The following is a 25,570-nucleotide window of genomic DNA, read 5'->3' on the forward strand; positions in this document are numbered from 1 at the left end:
CAAAGGGGCCCCGGCATGTCGTTTGCGCTATCCACCCCTCTTCGCCGGGGCCTCGTGCTCGCGGCGCTCGCCATATTCGGCATCGCGCTCGCCGGCTGCGGCGTCAACAACGTCCCGACGCTGGAGGAGAAGGCCAAGGCGGCCTGGAGCGAGGTGCAGAACCAGTACCAGCGTCGTGCCGACCTGATCCCCAACCTGGTCGAGACGGTGAAGGGCTATGCGACGCAGGAGCGCGAGGTCCTGACCCAGGTCATCGAAGCTCGCGCCAAGGCGACGCAGGTCAAGGTCGACGCCTCGACCATTACCGACCCGGCCAAGTTCAAGGAATTTCAGGACGCGCAGAATCAGCTCACCGGCGCGCTCAGCCGCCTGCTCGTCACGGTCGAGCGCTATCCCGAGCTGAAATCGAACCAGAACTTCCTCGCCCTGCAATCGCAGCTCGAGGGCACGGAGAACCGGGTCGCGGTCTCCCGGCGCGACTACATCCAGGCGGTGCAGGCCTTCAACACCGAGATCCGCACCTTCCCCGGCGTGATCTGGGCCAGGCTGTTCTGGGGCGCCAAGCCGATGGAGACCTTCACGGCGACGGCGGGAGCCGAAAAACCGCCGGAGGTGAAGTTCTAGAGCATTTTCGCGTTTCTTCGAACCGGTACCCACTTCGCTCGAAAATGCTCCAGGCGGATAATCCGATGCGCCTTCACCGGCTGCCAGCTGCGATACGGGGCGTATTGGCGGCGGGTCTCGTGCTGGTCTTCGCCGGCATGGCTGCTGCCGAGCCGACCTACCCCGCCCTCACGGGCCGGATCGTCGACGGCGCCAACCTGATCAGCCCCGAGGTTCGCGCCCGAATCGAGCAGAAGCTCGAGGCGCATGAGAAGAAGACGAGCGATCAGGTCGTGGTCGCGACCCTGCCCTCGCTGCAGGGGCTGACGATCGAGGATTTCGGCAATGGTCTCTTCCGGCACTGGCAGTTGGGCGCGAAAGCCAAGAACAATGGCGTGCTGCTGGTGGTGGCGCCGAATGAGCGCAAGGTCCGCATCGAGGTCGGCTACGGGCTCGAAGGCGCGCTGACCGACGCGCTTTCCAAGGTGATCATCACCACGGCGGTGGCGCCGAAATTCAAGAGCGGCGATTTCAGCGGCGGGATCGAGGGCGGCATCGACGCGATCCTCACCATTCTGGCGGGGGATGCCGAGGAATGGCAGCGCCGCGCCGAGATCCGCAGCGACGACAGCACGCTCGCGGAGGATATCGGCATCCTCCTGGTGATGGTGTTCATCATCCTGATCATCATCGCGATCCTGCGCGATGTGAGACGGCCGCGTGGCCCGAATCGCAGCATCCATCGGACCCGCGACGGGCGCTGGATCAGCCTGCCGCAGACGGGTTCGAGCTGGAGCACCGGCTCGGGCTCCGGCTGGAGCAGTGGCGGGGGCTGGAGTTCGGGCGGCAGCTCCGGCGGCGGATTTTCCGGTGGCGGCGGATCGTCGGGCGGCGGCGGGGCTTCGGGAGACTGGTGATGGATACGGAAGACCGGGACGCGATCGCCGAGGCGGTCAGGCAGGCGGAAGTGCTGACATCGGGCGAGATCGTCGTCGTGATCGACCGCGCTGCCAGCAGCTATCGCTCCGTGCCGATGATCATGGCGCTGACCATCGCGCTCTTCGTGCCCTGGCCGCTCCTGCTGCTCACGATGACGAGCGCGCCGCGCATCTTCCTGATCCAGCTGATCTGCGCGGCGGTGCTATTGGCGGCATTGCTCTGGTACGGCCGCGGCGGGCGCTTCGTGCCCGGTTTCGTCAAGCGCAACCGGGCGCATGACGTCGCCCTGCGCGAGTTCACCGCGCGCGGCCTGACCCGCACGCGCGGCCGCACCGGGGTGCTGCTCTATGTCGCCGTGCAGGAACGCTATGCCGAGATCGTCGCCGATACCGGCATTGACGAGAAGGTCGAGCAGGAGACCTGGCGCGGCATCATCGAGCCGCTGCTGCTGGCGGCGAAGGAGGATCGCCTGCGCGAGGGGCTGATCGCGGCCGTAGCCGATCTCGGCACCGTGCTCGCGAAATACGCGCCGCCGGTCGCCAACGACGTCGACGAGCTGCCGAACAAGGTGGTCTTACTCTGATCTCGTCATTGCGAGGAGCATGAGCTCCGAATTAATCCGGAAGAACCTGCGCCCGGCGGCCCCTGGATTGCTTCGCGGAGCCTGTACTCGGGCTTGCCGAAGGCAAGACCCGGGTGCTCGCAACGACGCTGAATATGCCGGTCAGCGCTTCGCCAGTGCCGCGCCCAAGATCGTGCCTGGGATCATGCCGTATTTGCTCGGCTGATCCGCCTGGACCAACACGACATAGCTGTCGGCGCCTTCGGCCTTGGTCGAGGCGATGGGGGCCTGGACCGTGGTCTGCGTCCCGGCCCAGTCGCCGACGCGGACCATGCCGCGCACGACATTGGCATAGGAGGCCGAGCGGCCCTTGTTCTCGCCGCGCTCGATGGGAACCATGACCAGCCGCGAGATCGGCACGACCCAGACGCCGCCGGGCTTGTCGCTGCCACCGGCGGCCGGGGTCAGCTGGATGCGCAAGGTGCCGGCCGCCTCGTCGAGCGAGACGGTGACCGGCAGCGCCGTGCCGGCCTGGTCCTTGACCGCCTTTTCAAGATTGGCCTTGTCCGAGCCGACCATGTGGACGGTGCCGTTGACCACCGCCTGCGGCGTATAGATCTGACCGTCGCCGCGCGTCTTGGCGTAGAGCTTCTGGCGCTTGGTGAAAGCGTCCTGCGCGAGCGTGTCCTTCCAGCCGAGATAATCCCAATAGGTCACCGGCAAGGTCAGCGCGATCAGGCCGGGATCCTTGGCGAGCTCGACGAAGAGCGCATCGGCTGCCGGGCAGGAGGAGCAGCCCTGGCTGGTGAAGAGCTCGAGCACGGCCTTCGGCTTCGCCACCGGCTCGGCATGCGCCATCGTGCCGCCAAAAACGAGGGCAGCGAAGAGGGGGGCGGCGAGGCGGGTGCGATGAAGCATGACTCGAACTCGGCTGCAGCTTAACTGCGAGGTGTTACCAAAGCGCTGAACGGCCCTCACTTGGAAATCACGTTGCCTTGAAGGCGGGCTTAATTTGGGCAGTCTGTTCGTAATTCGCCAGCGCGGCGCTGCCAATCATGTTCGGCCGCCAGCGCCGGTGCATCCAGAGCCATTGCTCGGGGTGCTCGCGCACCCAGCCGTCGACGACGGCCGTCATCATCGCCATCGCGCCGGTGACGTCGATCTCGCCAGTGGCGTCGCGCGGCAGATCGAGCGGCGGCGTCAACTCGAGCCGGAAACGAAGGCCCGGCAGGCGGATGACGCGTACGCCATGGACCGGGCACTCGAAGCGACGGGCGAATTTGCCGAGGATCGGGTTGGTCAGCGCCGGGCGGCCCAGGAACGGCACCACGACGCCGCGCGTGAAATGCTGGTCGATCAGCATGCCGAGATGGCCGCCTCTCTCCAGCACGGCCTGCATGGCGAAGGCGGCGCCCTGCTTTGCCGCCGCGAGCCCGCCCATGGCGCCGGAGCGGATCTCGTGGACGACGCTGGCGATGGCCGGATCGTTCGGGGCGCGGAAGACCGCGGTCGTCTCGAGATCGTAAGTGGCGGCGCAGATCGCCGGCAGCTCCCAATTGCCGAGATGGGCGGAGAAGATCAGGCCGGGCTTCTCGTCGTCCTTGAGCGCGATGAAATGCTCGATGCCCTGGACCTCGACGCGCGAGGGCTTGTCTGGATTGTGGTAGTCATAGTCGAACAGCGACTTGAGATGGGCGTATTCGGCGACGGTGCGGCCGAGATTCTCCCAGGCGCCGCGGGCGATCGCCTTGACCTCGGCCTCGCTCTTCTCCGGAAAGACGGCGCGGATATTGGCGAAGGCCACCCGGTTGACCGGGATCAGCGGGCTCGCGCTGCGCAGAAGCCAGCCGCCGAGATCGCTGGCGCGCTCCGGGCCGAGCAGGCGCAGGATGCCGAACAGCGCCCGGACCACGCCGATCATCACCGCGGCGAGCAGCCCGGCGGCAAACTGTTTCAGGCGTTTCAACGGGGTGAGGCCCTCTCCACTGCCGGAAAGGGCCGGCGTCAGCGGCGACTTGCGGCATTAGGGCGCGATGGTCAAGTGCAGATCAGGCACCGGCCTGATCCGGAGGAGCAGGCGAAGCCTGCGTCTCGCGGGATGCTGCCGATGGTTCCAGAGTCCGCTGAACCATCCGTCGGGACGAACTCTGCAACCGCTCCTCAGGTCGAGGGCTCGGTAAATCTTCAGAAGGCGACGATGACCTTGCCGAAGACCTTGCGGCCTTCGATGCGTTCCAGCCCCTTCTCGAATTCGGCGAGCGGGAAGACCGAGTCGATCACCGGCTTCATGCCGCCGGCCATCTTCTCCAGCGACTGGGCGATATTCTCCATCCGGCAGCCGAAGGAGCCGGTGATGCGGTATTGCTGCTGGAAGAGCTGCATCAGGTTGATTGTCGCCGAAGGGCCGGAGGTGGCGCCGCAGGTGACGAGCCGCCCACCACGCTTCAGGCAGAGCAGCGAGCCGTTCCAGGTGTCGGCGCCGACATGCTCGAAGACGACATCGACACCCTTGCGGCCGGTGAGCTTGCGCACCACGCCCTCGAAGCGGTCCTCGCGGTAGTTGATGACATGGTCGGCGCCGAGCGCCTTGGCCTTGGCGCCCTTCTCGTCGTCGCCGACGGTGGTGTAGACCGTGCAGCCGATCGCCTTGGCCATCAGGATGGCGGCAGTGCCGATGCCGGAGCCGCCGGCATGAACGAGCACGGATTCGCCGGGCTCCAGCCTGGCATTGTCGAAGAGCATGTGCTGCACGGTGCCGAAGCCGATCGGCGCGCAGGCGGCGTCCTCGAAGGAGACGCCCTTCGGCGCCTTGATCACCAGCCGTTCCGGCCGGTTGATCAGCTCGCGGGCGAAGCCGTCGATATGGAAGCCCATGATGCCGGCGACGTTTTCGCAGAGATTGTCGCGGCCCTCGCGGCAGGCCTTGCAATGGCCGCAGGTCTCGGCGCCGTACATGGTCACGGTATCGCCCTCGCGGAAGCGCGAGACGCCCTCGCCGACCGCGATGACCTCGCCGGCCGCCTCGACGCCGGCCGCCTGCGGCATCTTGCGCTTGGCGAAGGCCATGCCGCGAAAGCCCCAGAGGTCGAGATAGTTCAAGCCCACGGCGCGAACGCGGATCTGCACCTCGCCGGCGGCCGGTGGCGGTGGCGGCGCGATCTCCTCGACGCGAAGGTCGCGGTCACCATGGAGCTGAAGGGAAAGCATCGGGAGGTTGAGCCTTTCAGAGCCGGTCCGGCGATTGCCGAGAGGCATGCAGGGCCGCCAGGATTTCGACGCGCCCGTCGCGGACGCGATAAGGAAGAATGTAGGGCGTACCCGTCACCACGAATTTGCTGGTGCCGTCAACACGGCCGGGGCGACCCAATTCCGGATGGTCGAGGAGGAGCTGCGCTTCACTCTCGATCATAATGGTCGGTCGCTCCGCGGCAACCGGACTACCGGCCGCGACATGGGCGAAAATCTCGTGGATCTCGACAAGCGCCGACTCAGTCCAGACGAGCCTCACGCCTTGGTCGGCGTCACGCGCGTTTCACGTGAATCCGCGAGCCTCAGCGATGCACGCCCATTTGCGCCGTCAGCCCGCCATCGATCGGCAGCACCGTGCCGGTGATGTAGGCAGCAGGCGGGCTCATCAGGAAGGCGGCGAGGCCGGCGACCTCCTCGGGCCTGGCGAAGCGGCCGGCCGGGATCTGGCCTTCCATCTTCTCGCGATAAGCAGCGTAGGGCGCCATCATGTCGGTGTCGACGAAGCCGGGCGCGATCACGTTGACCGTGACGCCGCGCTTGCCGGTCTCGACCGCAAGCGTCTTGGCATAGGAGATCAGTGCGCCCTTGGAGGCGGCGTAGGCGGCGTTGCCGGGATTGCCGCGCAAGGCAGCGACCGAGCCGATGGCGACGATGCGGCCGGCCCGGGCCCGGACCATGCCACGCATCAGGCTCTTGGCGAGACGCGTGAAGGCCCAGAAATTGACCTGCATCGCGGCTTCCGCCTTGTCCTGCACCAGCATCGCGGCGAGCGAGTCGTAGGGCTGGCCGGCATTGTGGACGAGACCGAAATAGCCCTCGTCCTCGGCCTTCTCGCAGAAGGCGTCGAGCGCCTGCTTGTCGGAGAGATCGAGCGGCAGGGCGCGGATCGTGCTCGACGGGTTGTCGCCGTCGACCTCGTCGGCGAGTGCCTTGGCCTGCTCGGCCGAGGAGCGATAGGTGAAGTCGACGTCGTGGCCCGCGGCAGCCAGCGCACGCACGATCGCGGCGCCGACACCTTTGGCGCCGCCGGTGACGAGGATACGGCTCATCGCGCGACCGGACTTGCCGCCTCCGGCGCCGCGGCGAGGACGAGGCAGGTATTCTGGCCGCCGAAGCCGAAGGAATTCGACAGCACCGTCTTCACCTTGGCGTCGCGGGCCTGGTTCGGCACGACGTCGAGCGGGATCGCCGGATCGGGATTGTTGTGATTGATCGTCGGCGGGATCCGGCCATTGGCGATGGTCAGGAACGAGAAGACGGCCTCGACCGCGCCGGCGGCCGTCAGCGTATGGCCGATCATCGACTTGTTCGAGGAGATCGGCAGGCTCGGCATGCGCTCGCCGAAGACGGCGGTGCAGCTCATCGCCTCCATCTTGTCGTTCTCGGGCGTCGAGGTGCCGTGGGCGTTGATGTAGTCGATATCGGCGGGCGTCAGGCCGGCATCGGCGAGCGCATCCTGCATGGCGAGGATGGCCGGCTTGCCGTCCGGGCTCGAGCGGGTGCGGTGGAAGCCGTCGCCGCGTTCGCCGCAGCCGGCGACGATGCCGAGAATGGTCGCGCCGCGCGCCAGCGCGTGATCGTAGTCCTCCAGCACGAGCGCGCCGGCGCCCTCGCCCATGACGAAGCCGTCGCGGTTCTTCGAGAAGGGCTTGGCCGCGCCTTCCGGCGGGTCGTTCTGGGTCGACAGCGCCGAGAGCAGGGAGAAGCGGATCAGCGCCTCGGCATGGACCGAACCGTCGGTGCCGATGCAGAGCGCGGATTGCGTCTCGCCACGGCGGATCGCCTCGACACCCATCTGGATCGCGGTCGCGCCGGAGGAGCACGCGGTCGAGAGCGAGATCGGCGAGCCCTTGGTGCCGAAACGATCGGCAATATGGTCGGCGACGCCACCGAACAGGAAGAGCTCGTGCATCGCCTTGTATTTCTGCGTCGCGGCGGCGCGCAGCAGCCCGTCATAATCGGGCTCGCCTTCGATGCTGGCAGCCAGTTCCTGGCGCTGCGGCCATTCGATCTCGACCGGCGGCACCGCCATGAACAGCTCGCCGGGGAAATCGCCCTCGGCGTTCAGGCCGCTCTGAGCCACGGCCTCCTCGGCGGCGAGCGTCGCCAGCTTCTCGGAGAGCTCGGGGGCGGTGAAGGGCTCGTCGAAGAGGAAATCGACCGTGCCGGCGATCGAGGTACGCAGGCCGTCGACCGGGAAGCGCTCGATGCGATGAATGCCGGAGCGGCCGGCGGTCAGCGCTTCCCAGTTGGCGTCCTTGCCCTGGCCGAGCGATGTGACCACGCCGAGGCCGGTGACGGCGACGATCGGGCGGCCCTTGGCGTCACGATGTGTGGTCATGCGAATGCCCTCACGCTTTTGAGAGATGCGCCGCGCCCTCGCCGCGCCAATGGCCGACGCCGGTGACGATGGCCTCGCTTGCCTGCCCAGCAGAGAGGGCGGTTGCGGCGAGCGCGACCGAGAGCGGGAAGGCGGCTTCGACGGTATGGCCGAACAGGTCGCCGGTGGCGATGCGCTTCGCCTGCGGCAGCTTGGCGATGACGCCGGCTTCCTCGCCGGTGATGCCGGCGATGCCGGTGGCGGCCGAGACCGCGAGCGCGCCGGGCGAGACCGGGCCGAGCTCGGCGACGAGCTTGCCGAGCGAGGCCTCGACCGCGCCGGCCTCGCGCCGCCGCGAGCGGTCGGCGACGACATCATCGAGCCTGGCGAAGACTTTTGCGCCGCGGGCGGCGGCGCGCTCGGCCGGCTCGAGCACGAGGAAGGCGGCCGCGCTGCCGACGATCAGGCCGGGCTTGTCCTCGCGGGCGAAGACGGGGGCGTAGTCGCCATGGCGCAGGAAGCCGCCGAGCTCGAAGAGCAGCAGCATGTCGCGGCGCTCGGCATTATAGGCGCCGCCGACCAGCATGATGTCGGCCTGGCCGGTGCTGATGCGGGCATGGGCGGTGCGGACCGCGTCGACGCCGGCCTGCTCCTCGCCCATGAAGGTGCGCGAGGCGCCGGTGACGCCGTGGACGATCGAGATGTTGCCGGCGAGCAGGTTGGAGAGCTGGGCGAGAAAGAGCGTGGGGCGCAGGTCGCCCATCAGCCGCTCGTTCAGGAAGGGGCCGGGCTCGTTGGTCGCGCGCAGGCCGGAAAGGATGGCGCTGTCGACGGCATGGTCGCGCTCGCCACCGCCCGCCGCGACGATGACCTGCAGCTCAGCCTTGGCTTCCGCATCGTCCTTGATGCCGGCGGAATCGAGGGCGAGGCCGGCCGTATAGACGCCGAGGCGCTGCCAGGGCTCCATCTGGCGCTGGTCGGATTTCTTCGGGATCTGGCGGTCCAGCTCCAGCGGCTTCAGCGGGTGCACCGGATAGGGCGCGAAGCTCTGCGCATCGATGACGGGGGTCGGCGCATTGGCCAGGGCGGCGGCATGTGGCTCGAGGCCTTCACCCAGGCTGGAGGCAAGGCCGATTCCGGTGATGACGACGTCACGCTTCATGATCAGTTCCGCACCGGCTCGAGGCCGATCGCCCCGATCCGGCTCTCCATCAATGCGCGCATATCGGCGGGGAAAGGCATCAACCGGAAGCGCAGTTCGGCGTCGCAGATCGGCTTGCCGCCGATGGTGATCTTCGCCTTGGTGGCAGCATAGCCCGAGCCCTCGTGGACGAGCTCCGCCTCGACGTCGAGCACGGCGTCGGGCTCGACGAAGGTGCGGAAGCGCGCCTTGTCCACCATCATCAGGAAGGGCATCTGGGAGAGCCCGTTGAGGGCGAGCAGCAGATAGCCGGAGGCCTGCGCCATGGTCTCGGTCAGCAGGACGCCGGGGACCAACGGGTGGCCGGGGAAATGCCCCTCGAAGACGGGGCTCGCATTCGGCACCGTCGAGCGGGTGGCGATGCGCTTCTGCGACGGATCGAAGGTCGTGACCTTATCGATCATGTCGAAATATTCGAGGCGCATGCGGTCCTGTCCGGGTAGCGAGCGATCGTGCAAGGGAGCCGGACAGCGATGAACCGGCTCAGCAGCGTCATGCTCTATCGGCAGAGGGTGTCCGGCTCAAGGCCGGGCCGCAACTTCGACCTTGTTGGACTCAGGCCTTCTTGGCGGCGACGAGGTCATCGATGCGCTGGCACAGGTTCTCAAGCACGAAATACTGCTCGGCCGGCGCCTTGCCTTCGTTGACCTCCTGCGTCCACTGCTCGAGCGGCAGCTTGATGCCGAAGGCCTTGTCGATCGCGAAGGCGATGTCGAGGAAGGCGAGCGAGTCGATGCCGAGATCGTCGATGGCGTGGCTCTGGGGCGTGATCTTGTCGCGCGGAATGTCGCAAGTCTCGGAAATGATGCCGGCGACAGTCTCGAACGTAGCGGACATGCGGGTGCTCCCGTCGTGATTTTAGCTGGCGGCGGACATCCGGACGCGCTGGCGCGCGTCTGCCCCAAGCCCCCCGCCAAGGATGGCTGAAACGCCCCCTTACACTCACCGTCGCGATTGGACAACCGCGCGGGTGAAAAGGGCGTCATGGCCGGGCTTTGACCCGGCCATGTCTGGATCGCGAGATTCCCGGGGCTGCGCTTCGCTGTGCCCCGGGAATGATGAGTAGCTGTTACGCAGCAATTCCGCGCAGCACGTAGTGCAGGATGCCCGCGTTCTTGAAGTAATCGAGCTCGTCGAGCGTATCGATGCGGCAGAGCAGCGGCACCTTCTTCACCTTGCCATCGGCCGAGGTGATCTCGGCTTCGAGCATCTGGCGCGGCTTGACGGTGGCGAGGCCCTTGATCGTCACGGTCTCGTCGCCCTTGAGATCGAGCGAGGCCCAGCTCGTGCCCTCCGCCAGGGTGAAGGGGACGACGCCCATGCCGACCAGGTTCGAGCGGTGGATGCGCTCGAAGCTCTGGGCGATCACGGCCTTGACGCCGAGCAGATTGGTGCCCTTCGCCGCCCAGTCGCGCGAAGAGCCATTGCCGTATTCCACGCCGGCGAAGACCACCAGCGGCACCTTCTCGGCCTGGTAGCGCATCGACGCATCGTAGATCGGCAGCTCTTCCTTGCTGGGATAGTGGATGGTGTAGCCGCCTTCGCGGCCGTTCGGGCCCATCATGTGGTTGCGGATGCGGATATTGGCGAAGGTGCCGCGCATCATCACCTCGTGATTGCCGCGGCGTGTGCCGTACTGGTTGAAGTCGGCGACGGCGACGCCATTCTCGGTGAGATAGGCGCCGGCCGGCGAGGCCGCCTTGATCGAACCGGCCGGGGAGATGTGGTCGGTGGTGATCTTGTCGCCGAACAGGCCGAGGATGCGGGCACCCTGGATGTCGGTGACCGGAGCCGGCGTCTTGCCCATGCCCCGGAAATAGGGCGGGTTCTGCACATAGGTCGACTTGTCGTCCCAGGCATAGGTCTGGCCGGTCGGCGCCTTGACCTTCTGCCAATTGGCGTCGCCCTTGAAGACATCGGCGTATTTCGCCTTGAAGATCGCCTTGGTGACGTTCTTGGCGATGAAGGTCTGGATTTCCTTGTTGGTCGGCCAGACGTCACGCAGGTAGACCGGCTTGCCGTCCTTGCCCATGCCGAGCGGCTCGGTGGTCAGGTCGATCTGGACCGAACCGGCGAGCGCATAGGCGACGACCAGCGGCGGGGATGCCAGGTAGTTCGCCTGCACGTCCGGCGAGACGCGGCCCTCGAAATTGCGGTTGCCGGAGATGACGGCGCCCGCGATCAGGCCCTGCTCGTTGATGGTCTTGGAAATCTCGGTCGGCAGCGGGCCGGAATTGCCGATGCAGGTGGTGCAGCCGAAGCCGACCAGGTTGAAGCCGAGCTTGTCGAGGTCCTTCTGCAGGCCGGCCTTGGCGAGATACTCCGCCACGACCTGCGAGCCGGGCGCCAGCGAGGTCTTGACCCAGGGCTTGACCTTCAGGCCCCTGGCCACGGCATTGCGGGCCAGCAGGCCGGCGGCCATCAGCACCGACGGGTTCGAGGTGTTGGTGCAGGAGGTGATGGCAGCGATGACAACGTCGCCATGGCCGAGATCGAAATCCTTGCCCTCGACCTTGACGCGGCGCGAGATCTCGACGCCCTTCTTGTACTCGGTGTCCATCGCAGCGGCGAAGCCGCTCTTGACGCCGCCGAGATCGACGCGGCCCTCGGGCCGCTTCGGGCCGGCCATCGAGGGCTGGACCGTGGTGAGGTCGAGCTCGAGCGTGTCGGTGAAGACCGGATCGGGCGTCGAACGGGTGGCGAAGAGGCCCTGCGCCTTGGTGTACTTCTCGACCAAGGCGATGCGCGCGGACTTGCGGCTCGTCGTGGTCAGGTAGTCGAGCGTCTCGGCATCGACCGGGAAGAAGCCGCAGGTCGCGCCGTATTCCGGACCCATGTTCGCGATGGTGGCGCGGTCGGCCAGCGTCAGGTTGTAGAGGCCGGGGCCGAAGAACTCGACGAACTTGCCGACGACGCCCTTCTTGCGCAGCATCTGGGTGACGGTGAGCACGAGGTCGGTGGCGGTGATGCCTTCCTTGAGCTTGCCGGTGAGCTTGAAGCCGATCACCTCGGGCAGCAGCATCGATTGCGGCTGGCCGAGCATCGCGGCCTCGGCCTCGATGCCGCCGACGCCCCAGCCGAGCACAGCAAGGCCGTTGACCATGGTGGTGTGCGAATCGGTGCCGACGACGGTGTCGGGATAGGCGACCTCGACGGTCTCGGTCTTCTTGCCCTTCTTGACCTTCTCCTTAGCCGTCCAGACGGTCTGGGAGAGGTATTCGAGGTTGACCTGGTGGCAGATGCCGGTGCCGGGCGGCACGACGCGGAAATTGTCGAAGGCGCCCTGGCCCCATTTCAGGAAGCGGTAGCGCTCGCCGTTGCGCTGGTATTCGAGGTCGACATTCTGCTTGAAAGCCTTGGGCGAGCCGAACTCGTCGACGATGACCGAGTGGTCGATGACGAGATCGACCGGGACGAGCGGGTTGATCTTCTTCGGGTCGCCGCCGAGCGCCACGACGCCGTCACGCATCGCGGCGAGGTCGACCACCGCGGGGACGCCGGTGAAGTCCTGCATCAGCACGCGCGCGGGCCGGAAGCCGATCTCCTTACCGGCCTTGCCCTTGTCGTCGAGCCAGCCGACGAAAGCCTCGATATCGGCCTTGGTGACCGAGCGGCCATCCTCGAAGCGCAGCAGGTTCTCGAGCAGCACCTTCATCGAGAAGGGGAGCTTGGAAATGCCGGGCAGGCCGTTCTTCTCGGCCGCCTTCAGCGAGTAATAGACATATTTCTTCGTGCCGACGGTCAGCGTCTTGCGGCACTTGAATGAATCGAGCGAGGCCATCTGGGCTAAAATCCTGATCAAGGGGTTGCGGTCGCGAGCCGGCGCATCCTTGCGGCTTTGCCGGTTCGAAGGCCTAATGCGCAGGACGCGCGCGCCGCCTCGGGAGTGCCCGAGCCCCGCGCCGGATCGGCGTGCGGCGTAGCCAACGGTTCTATAGATCAATTCCAAGAAGCCCGCTACATGCATGAATCATGCGCGGCGCGGGTTTTTTGCCTCCGGAACAATGTCTTGACGCTGCCGTTTGCTCCCTCCTTTCCAAGACTTGCCCTGAGCGCCGAAGATCTCGCCTGCCGGCGCGGCGGGCGGCTGATCTTCGAGGGCTTGAGCTTCTCGCTCGGCGGCGGCGAGGCGATCGCCCTGACCGGCCGTAACGGCGCGGGAAAATCGAGCCTGATCGCGATGATCTGCGGGCGGCTGCGGCCAGCCGGGGGACACCTGCGAATCGAGGGCGCCGGCGACGCGCCGCTGTCGGAGCTGCTCCATCTCGTCGGCCATCGTGACGGGCTGAAGACGGCGCTGACGGCACGCGAGAACCTGGATTTCGCGCAGGCCTTGCTCGGCGAGGCCTCTGCCTCCGCGCAGGAGGCGCTCGCTGCGGTCGGGCTGCCGCATGTCGCGGCCCTGCCGGTCGGCTATCTCTCGGCCGGGCAGCGAAGACGGGTCGCGCTGGCGCGGCTGCTGGTCTCGCGCCGGCCGCTCTGGCTGCTCGACGAGCCGGCTTCGGCGCTGGACGTTGCGGCGCAGGCGATGCTGGTCGGGCTGATGCGGGACCATCTCGCGCAGGGCGGGGCGATCCTGGCCGCGACGCACGGCTCGCTCGGGCTCGACGGAGCGCGCGAAGTGAGGATCGGGGCGTGATCCGGGCCTTCCTCGCCATCCTCAGGCGCGATCTCGCCCTGGCGACACGGGCCGGCGGCGGCGGCGAGCTCGCGCTCGTCTTCTTCCTGACGCTCGTCGTGCTGGTGCCTTTCGCGCTCGGGCCCGATCTCAACCTGCTGTCGCGCATCGGCCCCGCGATCCTCTGGCTCGGTGCGCTGCTGGCGACGCTGATCGGGCTCGACCGGCTGTTCCAGGGCGACGAGGAGGACGGCTCGCTCGACCTGATCCGAGCCTCGGTGCTGCCGCTCGAGCTTGCGGTGCTGGCCAAGGGGCTGGCGCATTGGCTGACGACCGGGCTGCCGCTCGCGCTCTGCGCGCCGCTGCTCGGCCTGCTCGTGGCGCTGCCGGGCGATGCGATGCTGCCGGTCGCCGCGACCTTGCTCGCGGGCACGCCGGCGCTCAGCTTCATCGGCGCCACCGGCGCCGCGCTGACCGCCTCGCTCAGGCGCGGCGGGCTGATCGTGCCGGTGCTGGTCGCGCCGTTGACCGTGCCGGTGCTGATCTTCGGGGTCTCCGCCTCGAACAGTGCGCTGGGCGGCACGATCCCATTCCTGACGCCCTTCCTGATCCTGTGCGCGCTCTCGCTTGCCGCGATCGTGATCGGCACGATCGCCGCTGCCGCCGCGCTCAGGCTGGCGGAATAGGCTGCGACGCCATAGGCCTGCCGCGCGGATTGTGGAGTGAGAGGCCGGTTGCTACATCCTCCTTCGTCCAATCAAGAGCAAAGGCCGCATGGCTAGCCTGACCGAACTGGCGAATCCGACGCGCTTCATGCGCTATTCGGCCGTGCTGCTGCCCTGGTTCTCGGGCGTGGCGCTGGTTCTGCTCGCGCTCGGCTTCTATCTCGCCTTCTTCGTCGCGCCGGCCGATTACCAACAGGGCGAGACCATCCGGATCATGTTCGTGCATGTGCCGGCTGCGTGGCTCGCGCTGATGTTCTACACGATGATGGCGATCTCGGCGCTCGGCACCCTGGTCTGGCGGCACCCGCTCGCCGATGTCGCACAAAAGGCGGCTGCTCCGATCGGAGCCGCTTTCGCGCTGATCTGCCTGATCACCGGGGCCTTCTGGGGCAAGCCGATGTGGGGTACCTATTGGGTCTGGGATGCGCGGCTGACCTCGGTGCTCGTGCTCTTCCTGATCTATCTCGGCATCATGGCGCTCTGGCGCACGCTCGACGAGCCGAGCCGGGCCGGGCGCGCGGTGGCGATCCTGACGCTGGTCGGCTTCGTCAATGTGCCGATCATCAAGTTCTCGGTCGATTGGTGGAACACCTTGCACCAGCCGGCCTCGGTCTTCCGCATGGGCGGCCCGACCATCGACGCCTCCATGCTCTGGCCGCTGCTGATCCTGGCGATCGGCTTCACGCTGCTGGCGCTTTCGCTGCATCTCGTGGCGATGCGGGCCGAGATCATGCGCCGGCGTGTGCGCACGCTGACGATCTTCGAGGCCGAGCGGCTCGACCGGCTGGCGGCCGAAGGAGCGGCGGCATGAGCTCCCTCGGGCCGCATGCCGGGTTCATCCTCGCCGCCTATGGCGCGGTTGCGGTCATTCTCGGCGGGTTGATCGCGGCGATTCTGCTCGACCATCGCGCCCAGAAGCGCGCGCTCGACGATCTCGAACGGCGTGGCATCGGCCGGCGCTCGGGCGGGGCCTCGTCATGAGCCAGGCCGAACTGACCCCGCGGCGGCGCTCGCCGCTGATCTATATCGTGCCGCTGCTGATCTTCGGCGCGCTCGCCATCGTCTTCCTTGCCGGCCTGTTCGCGGGCGATGCCTCGCGCGTGCCTTCGGCGCTGATCGGCAAGCCGGCGCCGCAGGTCACGCTGACGGCGCTCGAAGGGCTGCAGAAGGACGGCCAGCCGGTGCCCAGCTTCACGATGGCGGATCTCGGCAAGGGCCGGGCGACCATCGTCAATGTCTTCGCGAGCTGGTGCGCGCCCTGCCGGGTCGAGCATCCGCAGCTCGTGGCGCTCTCGGACGCGCCGGCGGTGAAGCAGGGCAAGGTGGCGCTGGTCGGCTTCAACTACAAGGACGAGGCCGACAATGCCCGCCGCTTCCTTGGCGCGCTCGGCAATCCGTTCTCGGCCGTGGGCGTCGACCGGGCCGGGCGTGGCGCGATCGAGTGGGGCGTCTACGGCGTGCCCGAGACGTTCCTGATCGGCCCGGACGGACGCATCCTCGACAAGCATGTCGGGCCGCTCGATCAGGCGGGTGCGCAGCGGCTGTTGGCGAAGGCGGTTGCGGCGGCGAAGTGAGGCTGGCCGGGCGTCATGCTCTGGTCCGACCCGACTATCGCAGGACAGGAGGGCGCTCTTTCCGGCAAGAGATTCTCGGGTCGGCGCTGCGCTCCGCCCGAGAATGACGGGGTACTTCAGGCCGCAGCCTTGCTTCCGACCAGGCTCGCGAACATGCCGCGGCCATCGGTGCCGCCGACGAGCGAGTCGATCAGGTTCTCGGGATGCGGCATCAGGCCGAGCACGTTGAACTTGGGCGAGTAGATGCCGGCGATGTTGTTGAGCGAGCCGTTGGGATTGGCGGCCGGCGTGGCCTGGCCCTCGGCATCGGCATAGCGGAAGGCGACGAGGCCTTCGCCCTCGAGCCGCGCCAGCGTCTCCGGGTCGGCGATGTAATTGCCCTCGCCATGGGCGATGCAGACATCGATGACGTCGCCCTTGGCATAGGCGCTGGTATAGGGCGTATCGGCGCGCTCGACCGTGAGGTGCTGGCGCTTGCACACGAATTTCAGGTTGGCGTTACGGGCGAGCACGCCGGGCAGAAGGCCGGCCTCGCAGGCGATCTGGAAGCCGTTGCAGATACCGAGTACGTAGCCGCCGCGCGCGGCATGGGCGCGGGTCGCGTCCATGATATGGGCGCGGCCGGCGATGGCGCCGCAACGCAGGTAGTCGCCATAGGAGAAGCCGCCGGGCAGCACGACGAGATCGGTCCCGGCCGGCAGCTCGGTATCGGCGTGCCAGACATGGTCGACCTTGGCGCCGGCCTGCTTCAGGGCCTTGGCGACGTCGCCGTCGCGGTTGGAGCCAGGGAAGGTGATGACGGCAGCGCGCATGATGTCAGGCTCCGATCTCGACTCGGTAATTCTCGATCACCGTGTTCGCCAAGAGCTTCTCGCAGGCGTCCTTGAGCGCGGCCTCGGCCGCGGCCTTGTCGGCGCTGTCGAACTCGATGTCGAAGACCTTGCCCTGGCGGACGGAGCCGACGCCGTCGATGCCGAGCGATTTCAGCGCGCCCTCGATGGCCTTGCCCTGCGGATCGAGCACGCCGTTCTTCAGGGTGACGGTGACGCGGGCTTTCATCGGGCTCTCCGGAACTGGGAATTGAGGGTGCCTTAGCGGCGAATCGGCGCGGGCTCAACCTTTTGTCGGGCCAGCCGCCGAATCAGCGGCTACGCCAGGTCGAGCGGGCATAGGTGCGGGCGCGCTCGGCATCGTCGGTGATGGCGATGGCGAGCGTGAGCTTGCCGGCGTCGCGGCCGTAGACGATCGCGGTCGCGGCTCCCCGGGATGGGGAGTCCTTGGCGCGGATCTCGACGAGCAGCGCGCTGGCGCCGGATTCGTCATAACGCGAGACGCTGGTCGTGCTCTTCGGCGCCTTGGGCGCCGTACTCTTGGGATTCGTCTTGCCCTTCTCGGGTTTGGGCGGTGTCGAAGGCTTGGCGAATTCGCGGGCGAGGCGGGCCGGATCGGTCGCGAGCGCCCGCTCCATCTCGTCGGCGCGCTTGCCCTCCAGGCTGATCAGCGCGGCCATGGCCTGATGAGCGCAGGATTCGCGGGGGCAATAGACGATGCTGCGCGGCTCCAGCCCGTCATTCACCACCCAGTCGGCGATCGGCAGGGGCTGCCAGCCGCGATCGGCAGCGAGCTCTGTGATGCCGGCGCCGAACTGGTTGGTGCAGGCGGCGAGCAGGCAGAGCCCGACGAGCAGCGCAGCCAAACGGAAACGGGAGCGCATGCGCCCCCGTTTCACGTGAGTCATTTGCCCGGTCGCGGCGTTCACTGCACCAGGCGGGGGCCGGCAGGGCCGGGCTTTTCGTTCTCGCCGAGGATGCCGAGGCGGCGCGCCACCTCGGTATAGGCCTCGATCAGCCCGCCCATGTCGCGGCGGAAGCGGTCCTTGTCGAGCTTGTCCTTCGACTTGATGTCCCAGAGCCGGCAGGAATCGGGGCTGATCTCGTCGGCGACGACGATGCGCATCATCTCGCCTTCCCAGAGCCGGCCGGTCTCCATCTTGAAGTCGACGAGGCGGATGCCGGCGCCGAGGAAGAGGCCCGAGAGGAAGTCGTTGACGCGGATGGCGAGCGCCATGATGTCGTCGATTTCCTGCGGCGTCGCCCAGCCGAAGGCGGTGATGTGCTCTTCCGAGACCATCGGGTCGTTCAGGGCGTCGTTCTTGTAATAGAACTCGATGATCGAGCGCGGCAGCTGCGTGCCTTCCTCGAGACCGAGCTTGGTCGAGAGCGAGCCGGCGGCGATGTTGCGCACCACGACCTCGAGCGGGATGATCTCGACCTCGCGGATCAGCTGCTCGCGCATGTTCAGCCGGCGGATGAAATGCGTGGGCACGCCGATATCGTTCAGGTTGCTGAAGATGTGCTCGGAGATGCGGTTATTGAGGACGCCCTTGCCGTCGATCACCTCATGCTTTTTGGCATTGAAGGCAGTCGCGTCGTCCTTGAAATGCTGGATCAGCGTACCCGGCTCGGGTCCCTCATAGAGGACCTTCGCCTTGCCTTCGTAGATGCGACGGCGGCGATTCATTGGGATATACCGTGGCTTGAGGAAATCCAAAGGTCGGCCTTTCTCTGGACGCGGGATTACTCCCGCGGCGGGATCGTGGCCCCTGTTCAGCCGGTTCGCCGCAACCCTTGCGATCCCCGCCCAAACGGGAATCAACCTAGACTGCGGCGCCGCCTGGCTCAATGCATAGGCAATCCATAAGGCTGCCATTGCGCCCGCTATATGGGCCTTCTGCACCGCAAACGCAATAAAGCGCGGCGAGACCGAACGTCGCCCGCTGTCCGCGTGGTTATCGGCTGGTCATCGCGGCCGTGGCGGCGCGCGCTGTCGCCGTTGGTCGTAATCCGTGCTGGCCCTGGGGCACGCGCCGCCCTATATGGCTGTTCGAGAGATAGCCCCCGCAAGAGGACTGAACCGCATGTCGACCTTCGATCAGCGCAAGGATGCTTTCGAGAACAAGTTCGCCCATGACGAGGAGCTGCGCTTCAAGGCGACGGCCCGGCGCAACAAGCTTCTCGGCCTGTGGGCGGCGGAGAAGCTGGGCAAGGCCGGCCCCGACGCGGATGCCTATGCCAAGTCGGTCGTGCTGGCCGATTTCGAGGAGGCCGGCGACGAGGACGTGCTGCGCAAGGTCAAGGCCGATTTCGCCTCGGCCAATGTCGCGGTTGCCGATGACGAGATCCGCCAGGTCATGAACAGCCTGCTGCTCAAAGCGGCCGAGGATATCCAGGCCGGCCGCTGAGACGGTTTGGTCATTCTACTGGCGGGGCCGTCTGGCGCGGTCTCAGAAGGGCGCGCCTCAAACGCAGGACGCTTTTGTAACGGGCGCATGGGCGCCCGTTTGCATTTCCGGGCCCCTCCGGTCCAACCTGCGCGCCACCCGCCCTGCCCGGGAGCGGGATCAAACCGGATCAAAGCGCTCATGTCCTCCGCCAAGCCGACCGTTCTCTCCTCGCTCGCCGATCGTTTCGCCAAGGGCGATACGCTTCTGTCCGCCTGGTGCGGCCTGCCCGATCCGAGCGTCTCGCAGATCCTGGCGCAGGAGGATTTCGACGCGATCACGCTCGACATGCAGCACGGCCCGATCACGCTCAGCGAGGTCATCCGCGCGGTGCCGTTGATCAACGCCGCCGGCAAGCCGGTGGTGGCGCGCATCCCGGTCGGCGAGTTCCAGAACGTCTCGAAACTGCTCGATTCCGGCGTCTCCGGCGTGATCGCGCCGATGATCAACACGATCGAGGACGCCAAGCGCCTCGCGGCCTATGCCAAGTATCCGCCGCTCGGCGAGCGCAGCTGGGGCAGCTATGGCGGGCTCGGCGCCTCCGGGCTCGACCCGAACAGCTATCTGCGCGAGGCCAACCGCTTCTCGCTGACCTTCGCGATGATCGAGACCCGCGAGGCGATGGCGATCGTCGACGACATCCTGGCCCTCGAAGGCATCGACGCGCTCTTCGTCGGCCCGTCCGACCTGTCGATCGCGCTCTCCGGCGGCAAGCAGGTCAATGCCACCGCCAAGGAGGTCGACGAGGCCGTCCGCCACATCGTCAAGCGCGCCTCGGCGGTCAACAAGCCGGTGGCATTCTACGCCGCCACCGCCGAACGGGCGAAGGAAGGCGTCGAGATGGGCTGCCGCTTCGTCACGGTGATGAGCGATTCGTCGCTGTTGCGCACGGCAACGAAGACCGCCCTGAAGACTGTCAGGGGCTGAGAGCCAGTCGATAGTTCTACTCGCGAGGCTGTCGAACGCAGCTGTCTGTGCTTCCGGTGCTCACGGACATAAGTCCGCTCCGCTCCGGTTCTCGACAGCCGCGCCCGCCGGCTCACACCAGCGAATTCTCAAACGGTCTCCGAGATCATCAAGCGTTGATGCCCTCGCGCTGCTTCAGCACTGCATAATAGGCCCAGAGCAGCCTTGCCGCGACGCCGCGCCAGGGCCGCCAGGCTTCCGCCATCGCCTCGAGCTCGGCCGGCTTCGGCCGGGCGGGCAGGGCGAAGGCGACGCGGGCCGCCTCCTGGATGGCGAGGTCGTCGGCGGCGAAGCCGTCGCGATGGCCGAGGCAGAACAGCAGGTAGACATCGGCGGTCCAGGGCCCGATGCCGGAGACCGCCGTCATATGCTGATGGACGAGTTCCGGCGTGAAGTCTTCCAGCGCGCCGAAATCGAGCCGGCCCTCGACGATCGCGGCCGCGACGGCGCGCAAGGTCTTCTGCTTCGGTCGCGACAGGCCGGACAGGCGCATGTCCTCGTCGGTCGCAGCAAGGACGCGCTCCGGCGTCAGGGGCGTCAGCACGCTCTCGACCCGAGTCCAGACGGCGCGGGCGCTCGCCACCGAGAGCTGCTGCGAGACGATGATCGCGCATAGTCCGACGAAGCCACCCTCGCGCCGGCGCAAGGGCGGCAGGCCGGTCCTGGCGATGATCGCGGCCCAGTCGGGATGGAGGGCGCCGAGCACGGCCATGCCCTGTTCGAGATCGGCGTCGGAGGTGATCCGTGTCATTGCGTCGTCTCGGTCATGGCGTCGTCTTGATCATAGCTTCGTCTTGGCCTGCGTTCGGGGCAGGGCGTGTCAGGAGGCGCCTGGCCGCGCGAGGCTAGAGCATTTCCGCGCTTCTCCGAATCGCGACAATTCTCTATCCCTTTGTTTTGACGCATTTTCTTCGCTCGAAAAGGCTCTGGGACCATAGACATAGCTGATGGCGACGTCCTCCCCCGAAACCAGGCGGCCAGTCTTCCGCTTCGCTCCCAGCCCGAACGGCAGGCTACATCTCGGCCATGCCCTGTCGGCCCTGACCAATGAGCGCCTCGCCGGGGCATGCGGCGGCGAGCTGCTGCTGCGTGTCGAGGATATCGACCTGACGCGTTGCCGGCCGGATTTCGAGCAGGCGATCCATGACGATCTCGCCTGGCTGGGCATCCGCTTCGATGGCGCCGTGCGGCGGCAATCGGAGCATTTCGACGATTACCGGACGGTGCTTGGCCGCTTGCAGGCGAAGGGCATCGTCTATCCCTGCTTCTGCTCGCGGCAGGAGGTCAGGCAGGCGGTTGCAGCGCAGGAGGTGGAGACAGGCCGGGCCTGGCCGCGTGATCCGGATGGCGCGCCGCTCTATCCCGGCACCTGCCGCAGCCTGAGCGCCAGGGAGGCAGAGGCGCGGATCGCCGCCGGTGAGGCACATGTGCTGCGGCTCGCCATGGATCGGGCGCTGGCGACCATTGGCGGCGCGCTTTCTTATCGGGTGTTCGGTGAGGATGGCGCGGAGCAGGTCGCCGTCGCCGAGCCGGCGCGCTGGGGCGATGTCGTGCTGGCACGCAAGGATGTGCCGACGAGCTATCACCTCTCCGTCGTGGTCGATGACGCTTTGCAGCGCGTCAGCCATGTCGTGCGCGGCCGCGATCTCGAAGCGGCGACCGATATCCACGTGATGCTGCAGCGCCTGCTCGGGCTGCCGACGCCGCGCTACCATTTCCACCGCCTGCTGATCGACCAGACCGGCCAGAAGCTGGCGAAGAGCCGCCTGTCCGAGAGCCTGGCCGATGTGAGGGCGCGCGGCGTGACTGCGGGCGAGATTCGACGCCAGCTCGGCTTCGCATAGCGCTGTCCGTCATTGCGACGAGCGCAGCAACGTACCATCCGGGGGTGGCAGCACCCCTTCCCCTGGTGCGCTCGCAATGACCGAAGGCGTCAGCCGACGCCGAGCCAGGTCAGCCAGGCGGCGGTGGTGAAGAGCGAGAGCATGGTCGAAAGCGCGATCGCGCTCGAGGCATCGGCCATGCCCTGCCGGTACCGCTCGGCAAAGAGATAGGCGTTGATGCCGCAGGGGCAGGCGGCGAAGAGCACTGCGACACCGGACCAATGCGTGGGCATCTCGAAGACGCGCGTCGCCAGGACGTAGACGATCAGCGGGTGCACGAAGAGCTTGAGCGCGCTCAGCACGGTCGGCAGGCCGAGGCCCGATTCCAGGCCGTAACGCCGCATCGCGATGCCGAGGCTGACCAGGGCGCAGGGCACGGCCGCATCGGCGATCAGGCCGATGATCGTCCAGAGCGCGCCGGGAATGAGGTCGACAAAGGGGCGCGCCAGCATGCCGAGCAGGATGCCGACGATGATCGGATGGGTGAGCAGCCGCCGGCCCATCAGTGTCAGCGAGGCGGCGCGGCCTTCGGCGAGCACGGTCGCGAGCACCATGATTACCGGCAGATGCACGGCGAGCAGGAGGCCGAGCGGCACCGCGCCGGCATCGCCATAGGCTTTCAGGATCATCGGCACGCCGACGAAGACGGTGTTGGACTGGGCGGCGGCGAAGCCCGAGACGACGAGCTCCGGTCCCTTGCGGTCGAAGAGGCGGCGCGCGATCAGCATCGCCAGCGCGCCGACGATGACGAGCCCGCCGAAATAGGCGATCCAATAGCCCCAGGGCTGGCTCGACGGGATATCGGCCTTTGCCAGCGTGCGGAAGAGCAGGCAGGGCACCGCCAGCACGAAGACGAAATCGGACAGGCCCTCGCCAGTGGTCTCGCGCACTAGCTTTGCCCAGCGCGCGGCGTAGCCGAGGCCGATCAGGCCGAAAACGGGCAGGACGATGAGGAGCGAGGAAAGCATCTGAGGCGGGTTCGGGTGAGCAAAGTCGACGTCCTGCCGCCCTCAGCCCTTCCGCCCCCGGAGTCAAGCGCAGCCATGCGCAAAAAGCGCGCGATGGCTGCCAGTGCTTTCAGCTATGCGTTCAGCGCAATTGAGCGACGGCGCCCCCGGCCCGGACGATCAGGCCCTGGATCTCGTCGCGCTGGCGCTTGAACTCGACCAGCGCCCGGCCGTCGAGCTCGCGCCCGCGCGGCACGCGGATCTTCATCGGGTTGACGAAGCTGCCATTGACCAGGACCTCGTAATGGAGGTGCGGGCCGGTGGAGAGGCCGGTCGACCCGAGATAGCCGATCACCTGACCTTGCCGGACCTTGGCGCCCGGCACGATACCAGCGGCGAAATTCGACTGGTGCGAATAGGTGGTGACATAGCCATTGGCATGCTGGATCTCAGTATGCTTGCCATAGCCCGAGGACCAGCCGGCCTTGAGCACGGTGCCATTGCCGGCGGCCAGGATCGGCGTGCCGATCCTATTGGCCCAATCGACGCCGGTATGCATCTTCGAATAGCGCATGATCGGGTGGTAGCGCATGCCGAAGCCCGAGCGCATCTCGCCATCGGCGATCGGCTTGCGCAGCAGGAACTTCTTCAGCGAGCGGCCATCCTCGTCGAAATACTCGATCAGCCCGTCATCCGGCGACTGATAGCGGAAGACGCGGCGCGTCTCGCCATTGATCGTCAGCGCGGCGGAGAGGATCTCGGGGCGTTCGCCTTCCTCTTCCTCGGTGAAGATCACCTCGAGATTGTCGCTGGCGCGGACGCGCTGCTGAAAATCGAGGTCATAGGAGAAGATGCGGACGAGCTCGTCGATCAGCGGGCGCGGCAGGTCGTGGCGCAGGCCGGTCTCATAGATGCTCTCATAGAGGCGGGCGCCGCCGCTGCCCTCCTCATCCTCGTCCTCCTCGCCCGAGTCGGGGTTGGCGGCCTTGCGCTGCGGGCCGACGATCTCCTGCCGGGGCAGCGCGACCGACTGGAAGATGCCCTTGTCATTGATCGCGACGGTGGCGTCGGGCTGGCCGTTGCTGAGCAATGAGACTCGCACGATCTGGCGCGGATCGCCGGCGGCGGGGCCGGGCGCGAACAATGCCTGCAGCACCTGGCCTTCCGGCAATGCGGAGACGCGGATCTTGCCGCCGAAAGCCTGGATCATGCCGCGGATCTGATCGGGCGTCGCGCCGGCTCCGCGCAGCACCTGCTCGAAATTCTCGCCGCGCTTGGTGATGAGCAACTTGTCTTCGACCAGCGGCTCGCGCGAGGCCGGGATCGGCGTCTTCGGCGCGTTGGTGACGTTCTCCGGCACGACGCGGACCTCGATGCCGGAAAAGCGCGTATCGGTCGCGGGGGCATAGGAGAGCAGGTCGCCGCCGGCAGTGCCCGGATTGGCGCTGCCGAGCGTGCGGCTCAGCATCAGCTGCGGCGGGATCGGCAACGGCCGCTGCCGGCCGGCAGCGGCGAGATTGTTCCGCTCTTCCTCGATCTGCGAGACGACATCGGCATCCTCGAGCTGCGCCTTGCCCGCGGGGATGACGATCTCGGAGAGATCGCGCTTGACGATGGTGACGTCCGCATCCGGCACGTCGACCGTCGGCTCGGCATAGCGCTCGGCCGGCTCGGCGCCTTCCGAGAACAGGCGCAACGGATTGAAGGGCGGGATGTTGGTGGCGTAGACGCCGGTGGTCAGCGACAGGTTGGTGGCGAGCCGCACGAAGGGCCGCACCTTGATGACCTCACGATCGCCGACGCGCTGGGACATCGGTGCGCGCGCGCTGTGTCGCGCCGTCATGACCGGTTGATCGGCGACGAGCTTGTCTCCCTTGCGGGCGCCGCCGCCGGCGCCGGCGCCCGAGGAGGCGGCGCGGGTCGCGACCAGTTCGGGCTGCTCAGGGAAGCTGGTGTCGCCGCGCATCGCGACCAGGATAGCGCCGCCGAGCAGGGCCGCACCGAAGGAGCCGACGAGGACGCAGGCCGCGAGCCAGCGCAGCGAGACGCCGCGACGGTCCAGCGCCTGGTGCGAGGCACCATCGGGCTGGATCGGCGGCTCGATACCGAGATCGACCAGAAGCGCGGCGGCTTCCGGCGACAGCGGTTCAGCTGGCGTGTTGAGCTCGGGATGGGCGTTCATCGTCTGTCGTCTTGCAAACCCTGAAGCCTTCCCGGCTCAGCGCGCCGGCTCGGTACCGGAATCGCTGGACCTGCGCTGATCTTTTCGCGTTGCCGGCGACCATGCCCGCGACGCCGTACGGAATCAATCCAGGCAGTGTCGACGCGCTGCCTTGCCCGAGCCTGTGACCGCCGAATGCGGCTGTTTCCGGGCGCGTCTCGCGCGCGCTCGCGAAATACAAAGTCGGGTTTTGCCTCCTGGCCGGTAGCCAGCGAAAAAAAGCGGGTTCCGTCTAAAAAACTTCAAAAACCGTGTTGACACCCAAAAGGGCCTCCCCCTATATACGCCACATCAAGACGGCGACGCCGCTGGCGCCGCCCTCTACTGCGCTTCATTCGAACGCTAGGCCTTGTAGCCGATGACCTCGGCACAAACGCCTGTCTGTAATGAAGCCTTGCTGTTTGACAACTGAAGACAGAAAGAGAAACGTGGACGGCGGAGTTCTTGCGGACTTGGTCTTAGGGCTAAGTCGAGTAGAGACT

Annotated in this window: 28 protein-coding genes; 11 read left to right on the top strand and 17 right to left on the bottom strand. The window is 67.1% G+C overall.

What is annotated here, in order from left to right; all coding sequences use genetic code 11:
- Positions 1 to 15 precede the first annotated feature (15 nt).
- From EV560_RS35050 to EV560_RS35060, 3 genes are all read left to right on the top strand, one after another.
- Positions 16 to 624, top strand: a complete 609-nt coding sequence (locus EV560_RS35050; protein WP_131860514.1) for a LemA family protein — start codon at positions 16 to 18, stop codon at positions 622 to 624.
- A 65-nt stretch (positions 625 to 689) separates the two neighbouring features.
- Positions 690 to 1,520 carry a TPM domain-containing protein gene (locus EV560_RS35055; RefSeq protein WP_248312360.1) on the top strand — a complete coding sequence of 277 codons (831 nt, stop codon included), beginning with the start codon at positions 690 to 692 and terminating at the stop codon, positions 1,518 to 1,520.
- Entirely contained in the window at positions 1,520 to 2,125 is a 606-nt protein-coding gene (locus EV560_RS35060) for a TPM domain-containing protein (protein ID WP_131860516.1), read from the top strand. Before EV560_RS35055 ends, EV560_RS35060 begins: the two co-directional genes overlap by 1 nt.
- Positions 2,126 to 2,266: 141 nt before the next feature.
- Here EV560_RS35060 and EV560_RS35065 read toward each other — a convergent pair whose 3' ends face one another.
- The 10 genes from EV560_RS35065 to acnA all read right to left on the bottom strand — a co-directional run bounded on the left by EV560_RS35065 (position 2,267) and on the right by acnA (position 12,655).
- Complete coding sequence (locus EV560_RS35065) at positions 2,267 to 3,022, bottom strand: DUF1223 domain-containing protein (protein WP_131860517.1); 756 nt, start codon at positions 3,020 to 3,022, stop codon at positions 2,267 to 2,269.
- Positions 3,023 to 3,089: 67 nt separating this feature from the next.
- Positions 3,090 to 4,025 carry a lipid A biosynthesis lauroyl acyltransferase gene (locus tag EV560_RS35070; protein ID WP_131860543.1) on the bottom strand — a complete coding sequence of 312 codons (936 nt, stop codon included), beginning with the start codon at positions 4,023 to 4,025 and terminating at the stop codon, positions 3,090 to 3,092.
- A 263-nt stretch (positions 4,026 to 4,288) separates the two neighbouring features.
- The gene (locus EV560_RS35075; protein WP_131860518.1) at positions 4,289 to 5,311 is read right to left on the bottom strand and encodes a zinc-binding dehydrogenase; all 1,023 of its coding nucleotides are present in this window, start codon (positions 5,309 to 5,311) and stop codon (positions 4,289 to 4,291) included.
- Positions 5,312 to 5,327: 16 nt separating this feature from the next.
- Positions 5,328 to 5,612, bottom strand: a complete 285-nt coding sequence (locus tag EV560_RS35080; protein WP_131860519.1) for a type II toxin-antitoxin system RelE/ParE family toxin — start codon at positions 5,610 to 5,612, stop codon at positions 5,328 to 5,330.
- A gap of 43 nt (positions 5,613 to 5,655) precedes the next feature.
- Positions 5,656 to 6,402, bottom strand: a complete 747-nt coding sequence (locus EV560_RS35085) for an SDR family oxidoreductase (RefSeq protein WP_131860520.1) — start codon at positions 6,400 to 6,402, stop codon at positions 5,656 to 5,658.
- Complete coding sequence (locus EV560_RS35090) at positions 6,399 to 7,694, bottom strand: beta-ketoacyl-ACP synthase (RefSeq protein ID WP_131860521.1); 1,296 nt, start codon at positions 7,692 to 7,694, stop codon at positions 6,399 to 6,401. The genes EV560_RS35085 and EV560_RS35090 overlap by 4 nt, the downstream gene beginning before the upstream one ends.
- Before the next feature lie 10 nt (positions 7,695 to 7,704).
- Positions 7,705 to 8,835, bottom strand: coding sequence for a beta-ketoacyl-ACP synthase (locus tag EV560_RS35095; RefSeq protein WP_131860522.1), 1,131 nt, complete (start codon positions 8,833 to 8,835; stop codon positions 7,705 to 7,707).
- Positions 8,836 to 8,837: 2 nt separating this feature from the next.
- Positions 8,838 to 9,299: a 3-hydroxyacyl-ACP dehydratase FabZ family protein gene (locus EV560_RS35100; RefSeq protein WP_131860523.1), complete on the bottom strand. Its 462-nt coding sequence runs from the start codon at positions 9,297 to 9,299 to the stop codon at positions 8,838 to 8,840.
- 130 nt (positions 9,300 to 9,429) lie between these two features.
- Entirely contained in the window at positions 9,430 to 9,711 is a 282-nt protein-coding gene (locus tag EV560_RS35105; RefSeq protein ID WP_131860524.1) for an acyl carrier protein, read from the bottom strand.
- Between the two features lie 232 nt (positions 9,712 to 9,943).
- A complete protein-coding gene (acnA, locus tag EV560_RS35110) occupies positions 9,944 to 12,655 on the bottom strand; it encodes an aconitate hydratase AcnA (RefSeq protein ID WP_131860525.1) in 2,712 nt (903 codons plus the stop codon).
- Positions 12,656 to 12,883: 228 nt separating this feature from the next.
- Between acnA and ccmA the strand changes: the two genes are divergently transcribed.
- The 5 genes from ccmA (at position 12,884) to EV560_RS35135 (ending at position 15,791) form a co-directional block, all read left to right on the top strand.
- Entirely contained in the window at positions 12,884 to 13,513 is a 630-nt protein-coding gene (ccmA, locus tag EV560_RS35115; RefSeq protein WP_248312361.1) for a heme ABC exporter ATP-binding protein CcmA, read from the top strand.
- A complete protein-coding gene (gene ccmB / locus EV560_RS35120) occupies positions 13,510 to 14,178 on the top strand; it encodes a heme exporter protein CcmB (RefSeq protein WP_131860527.1) in 669 nt (222 codons plus the stop codon). The genes ccmA and ccmB overlap by 4 nt, the downstream gene beginning before the upstream one ends.
- Before the next feature lie 88 nt (positions 14,179 to 14,266).
- Positions 14,267 to 15,028, top strand: a complete 762-nt coding sequence (locus EV560_RS35125) for a heme ABC transporter permease (RefSeq protein ID WP_131860528.1) — start codon at positions 14,267 to 14,269, stop codon at positions 15,026 to 15,028.
- Positions 15,025 to 15,198, top strand: a complete 174-nt coding sequence (gene ccmD / locus EV560_RS35130; protein ID WP_131860529.1) for a heme exporter protein CcmD — start codon at positions 15,025 to 15,027, stop codon at positions 15,196 to 15,198. Before EV560_RS35125 ends, ccmD begins: the two co-directional genes overlap by 4 nt.
- Positions 15,195 to 15,791: a DsbE family thiol:disulfide interchange protein gene (locus EV560_RS35135; protein ID WP_131860530.1), complete on the top strand. Its 597-nt coding sequence runs from the start codon at positions 15,195 to 15,197 to the stop codon at positions 15,789 to 15,791. The genes ccmD and EV560_RS35135 overlap by 4 nt, the downstream gene beginning before the upstream one ends.
- Positions 15,792 to 15,907: 116 nt before the next feature.
- Here the strand turns inward: EV560_RS35135 and purQ are convergent, their stop codons facing one another.
- The 4 genes from purQ to purC form a co-directional block, all read right to left on the bottom strand.
- On the bottom strand, positions 15,908 to 16,603 hold the full coding sequence (gene purQ / locus EV560_RS35140) for a phosphoribosylformylglycinamidine synthase subunit PurQ (protein WP_131860531.1): 696 nt from the start codon (positions 16,601 to 16,603) through the stop codon (positions 15,908 to 15,910).
- A gap of 4 nt (positions 16,604 to 16,607) precedes the next feature.
- Positions 16,608 to 16,850 carry a phosphoribosylformylglycinamidine synthase subunit PurS gene (gene purS, locus EV560_RS35145; RefSeq protein WP_131860532.1) on the bottom strand — a complete coding sequence of 81 codons (243 nt, stop codon included), beginning with the start codon at positions 16,848 to 16,850 and terminating at the stop codon, positions 16,608 to 16,610.
- A gap of 82 nt (positions 16,851 to 16,932) precedes the next feature.
- Complete coding sequence (locus tag EV560_RS35150) at positions 16,933 to 17,505, bottom strand: hypothetical protein (RefSeq protein ID WP_131860533.1); 573 nt, start codon at positions 17,503 to 17,505, stop codon at positions 16,933 to 16,935.
- A gap of 41 nt (positions 17,506 to 17,546) precedes the next feature.
- Positions 17,547 to 18,341 carry a phosphoribosylaminoimidazolesuccinocarboxamide synthase gene (gene purC / locus EV560_RS35155; protein WP_131860534.1) on the bottom strand — a complete coding sequence of 265 codons (795 nt, stop codon included), beginning with the start codon at positions 18,339 to 18,341 and terminating at the stop codon, positions 17,547 to 17,549.
- Positions 18,342 to 18,708: 367 nt separating this feature from the next.
- Here purC and EV560_RS35160 point away from each other — a divergent pair, with 367 nt between their 5' ends.
- Entirely contained in the window at positions 18,709 to 19,032 is a 324-nt protein-coding gene (locus tag EV560_RS35160; protein ID WP_131860535.1) for a DUF1476 domain-containing protein, read from the top strand.
- Between the two features lie 180 nt (positions 19,033 to 19,212).
- Positions 19,213 to 19,998: an HpcH/HpaI aldolase family protein gene (locus EV560_RS35165; protein WP_131860536.1), complete on the top strand. Its 786-nt coding sequence runs from the start codon at positions 19,213 to 19,215 to the stop codon at positions 19,996 to 19,998.
- Positions 19,999 to 20,146: 148 nt separating this feature from the next.
- Here the strand turns inward: EV560_RS35165 and EV560_RS35170 are convergent, their stop codons facing one another.
- Positions 20,147 to 20,788 carry a DNA-3-methyladenine glycosylase family protein gene (locus EV560_RS35170; RefSeq protein WP_131860537.1) on the bottom strand — a complete coding sequence of 214 codons (642 nt, stop codon included), beginning with the start codon at positions 20,786 to 20,788 and terminating at the stop codon, positions 20,147 to 20,149.
- A 196-nt stretch (positions 20,789 to 20,984) separates the two neighbouring features.
- Here EV560_RS35170 and gluQRS point away from each other — a divergent pair, with 196 nt between their 5' ends.
- Positions 20,985 to 21,881, top strand: a complete 897-nt coding sequence (gene gluQRS, locus EV560_RS35175; RefSeq protein WP_131860538.1) for a tRNA glutamyl-Q(34) synthetase GluQRS — start codon at positions 20,985 to 20,987, stop codon at positions 21,879 to 21,881.
- Positions 21,882 to 21,970: 89 nt separating this feature from the next.
- Here gluQRS and EV560_RS35180 read toward each other — a convergent pair whose 3' ends face one another.
- Complete coding sequence (locus EV560_RS35180; protein ID WP_131860539.1) at positions 21,971 to 22,888, bottom strand: AEC family transporter; 918 nt, start codon at positions 22,886 to 22,888, stop codon at positions 21,971 to 21,973.
- A 121-nt stretch (positions 22,889 to 23,009) separates the two neighbouring features.
- Positions 23,010 to 25,049 (bottom strand): M23 family metallopeptidase, encoded by a 2,040-nt coding sequence (locus EV560_RS35185; protein WP_131860540.1) that lies wholly within the window; start codon positions 25,047 to 25,049, stop codon positions 23,010 to 23,012.
- Positions 25,050 to 25,570 lie beyond the last annotated feature (521 nt).

The organism is Allobosea sp. BK604, assembly GCF_004341515.1.
In the GTDB taxonomy this organism is placed as follows: domain Bacteria; phylum Pseudomonadota; class Alphaproteobacteria; order Rhizobiales; family Beijerinckiaceae; genus Allobosea.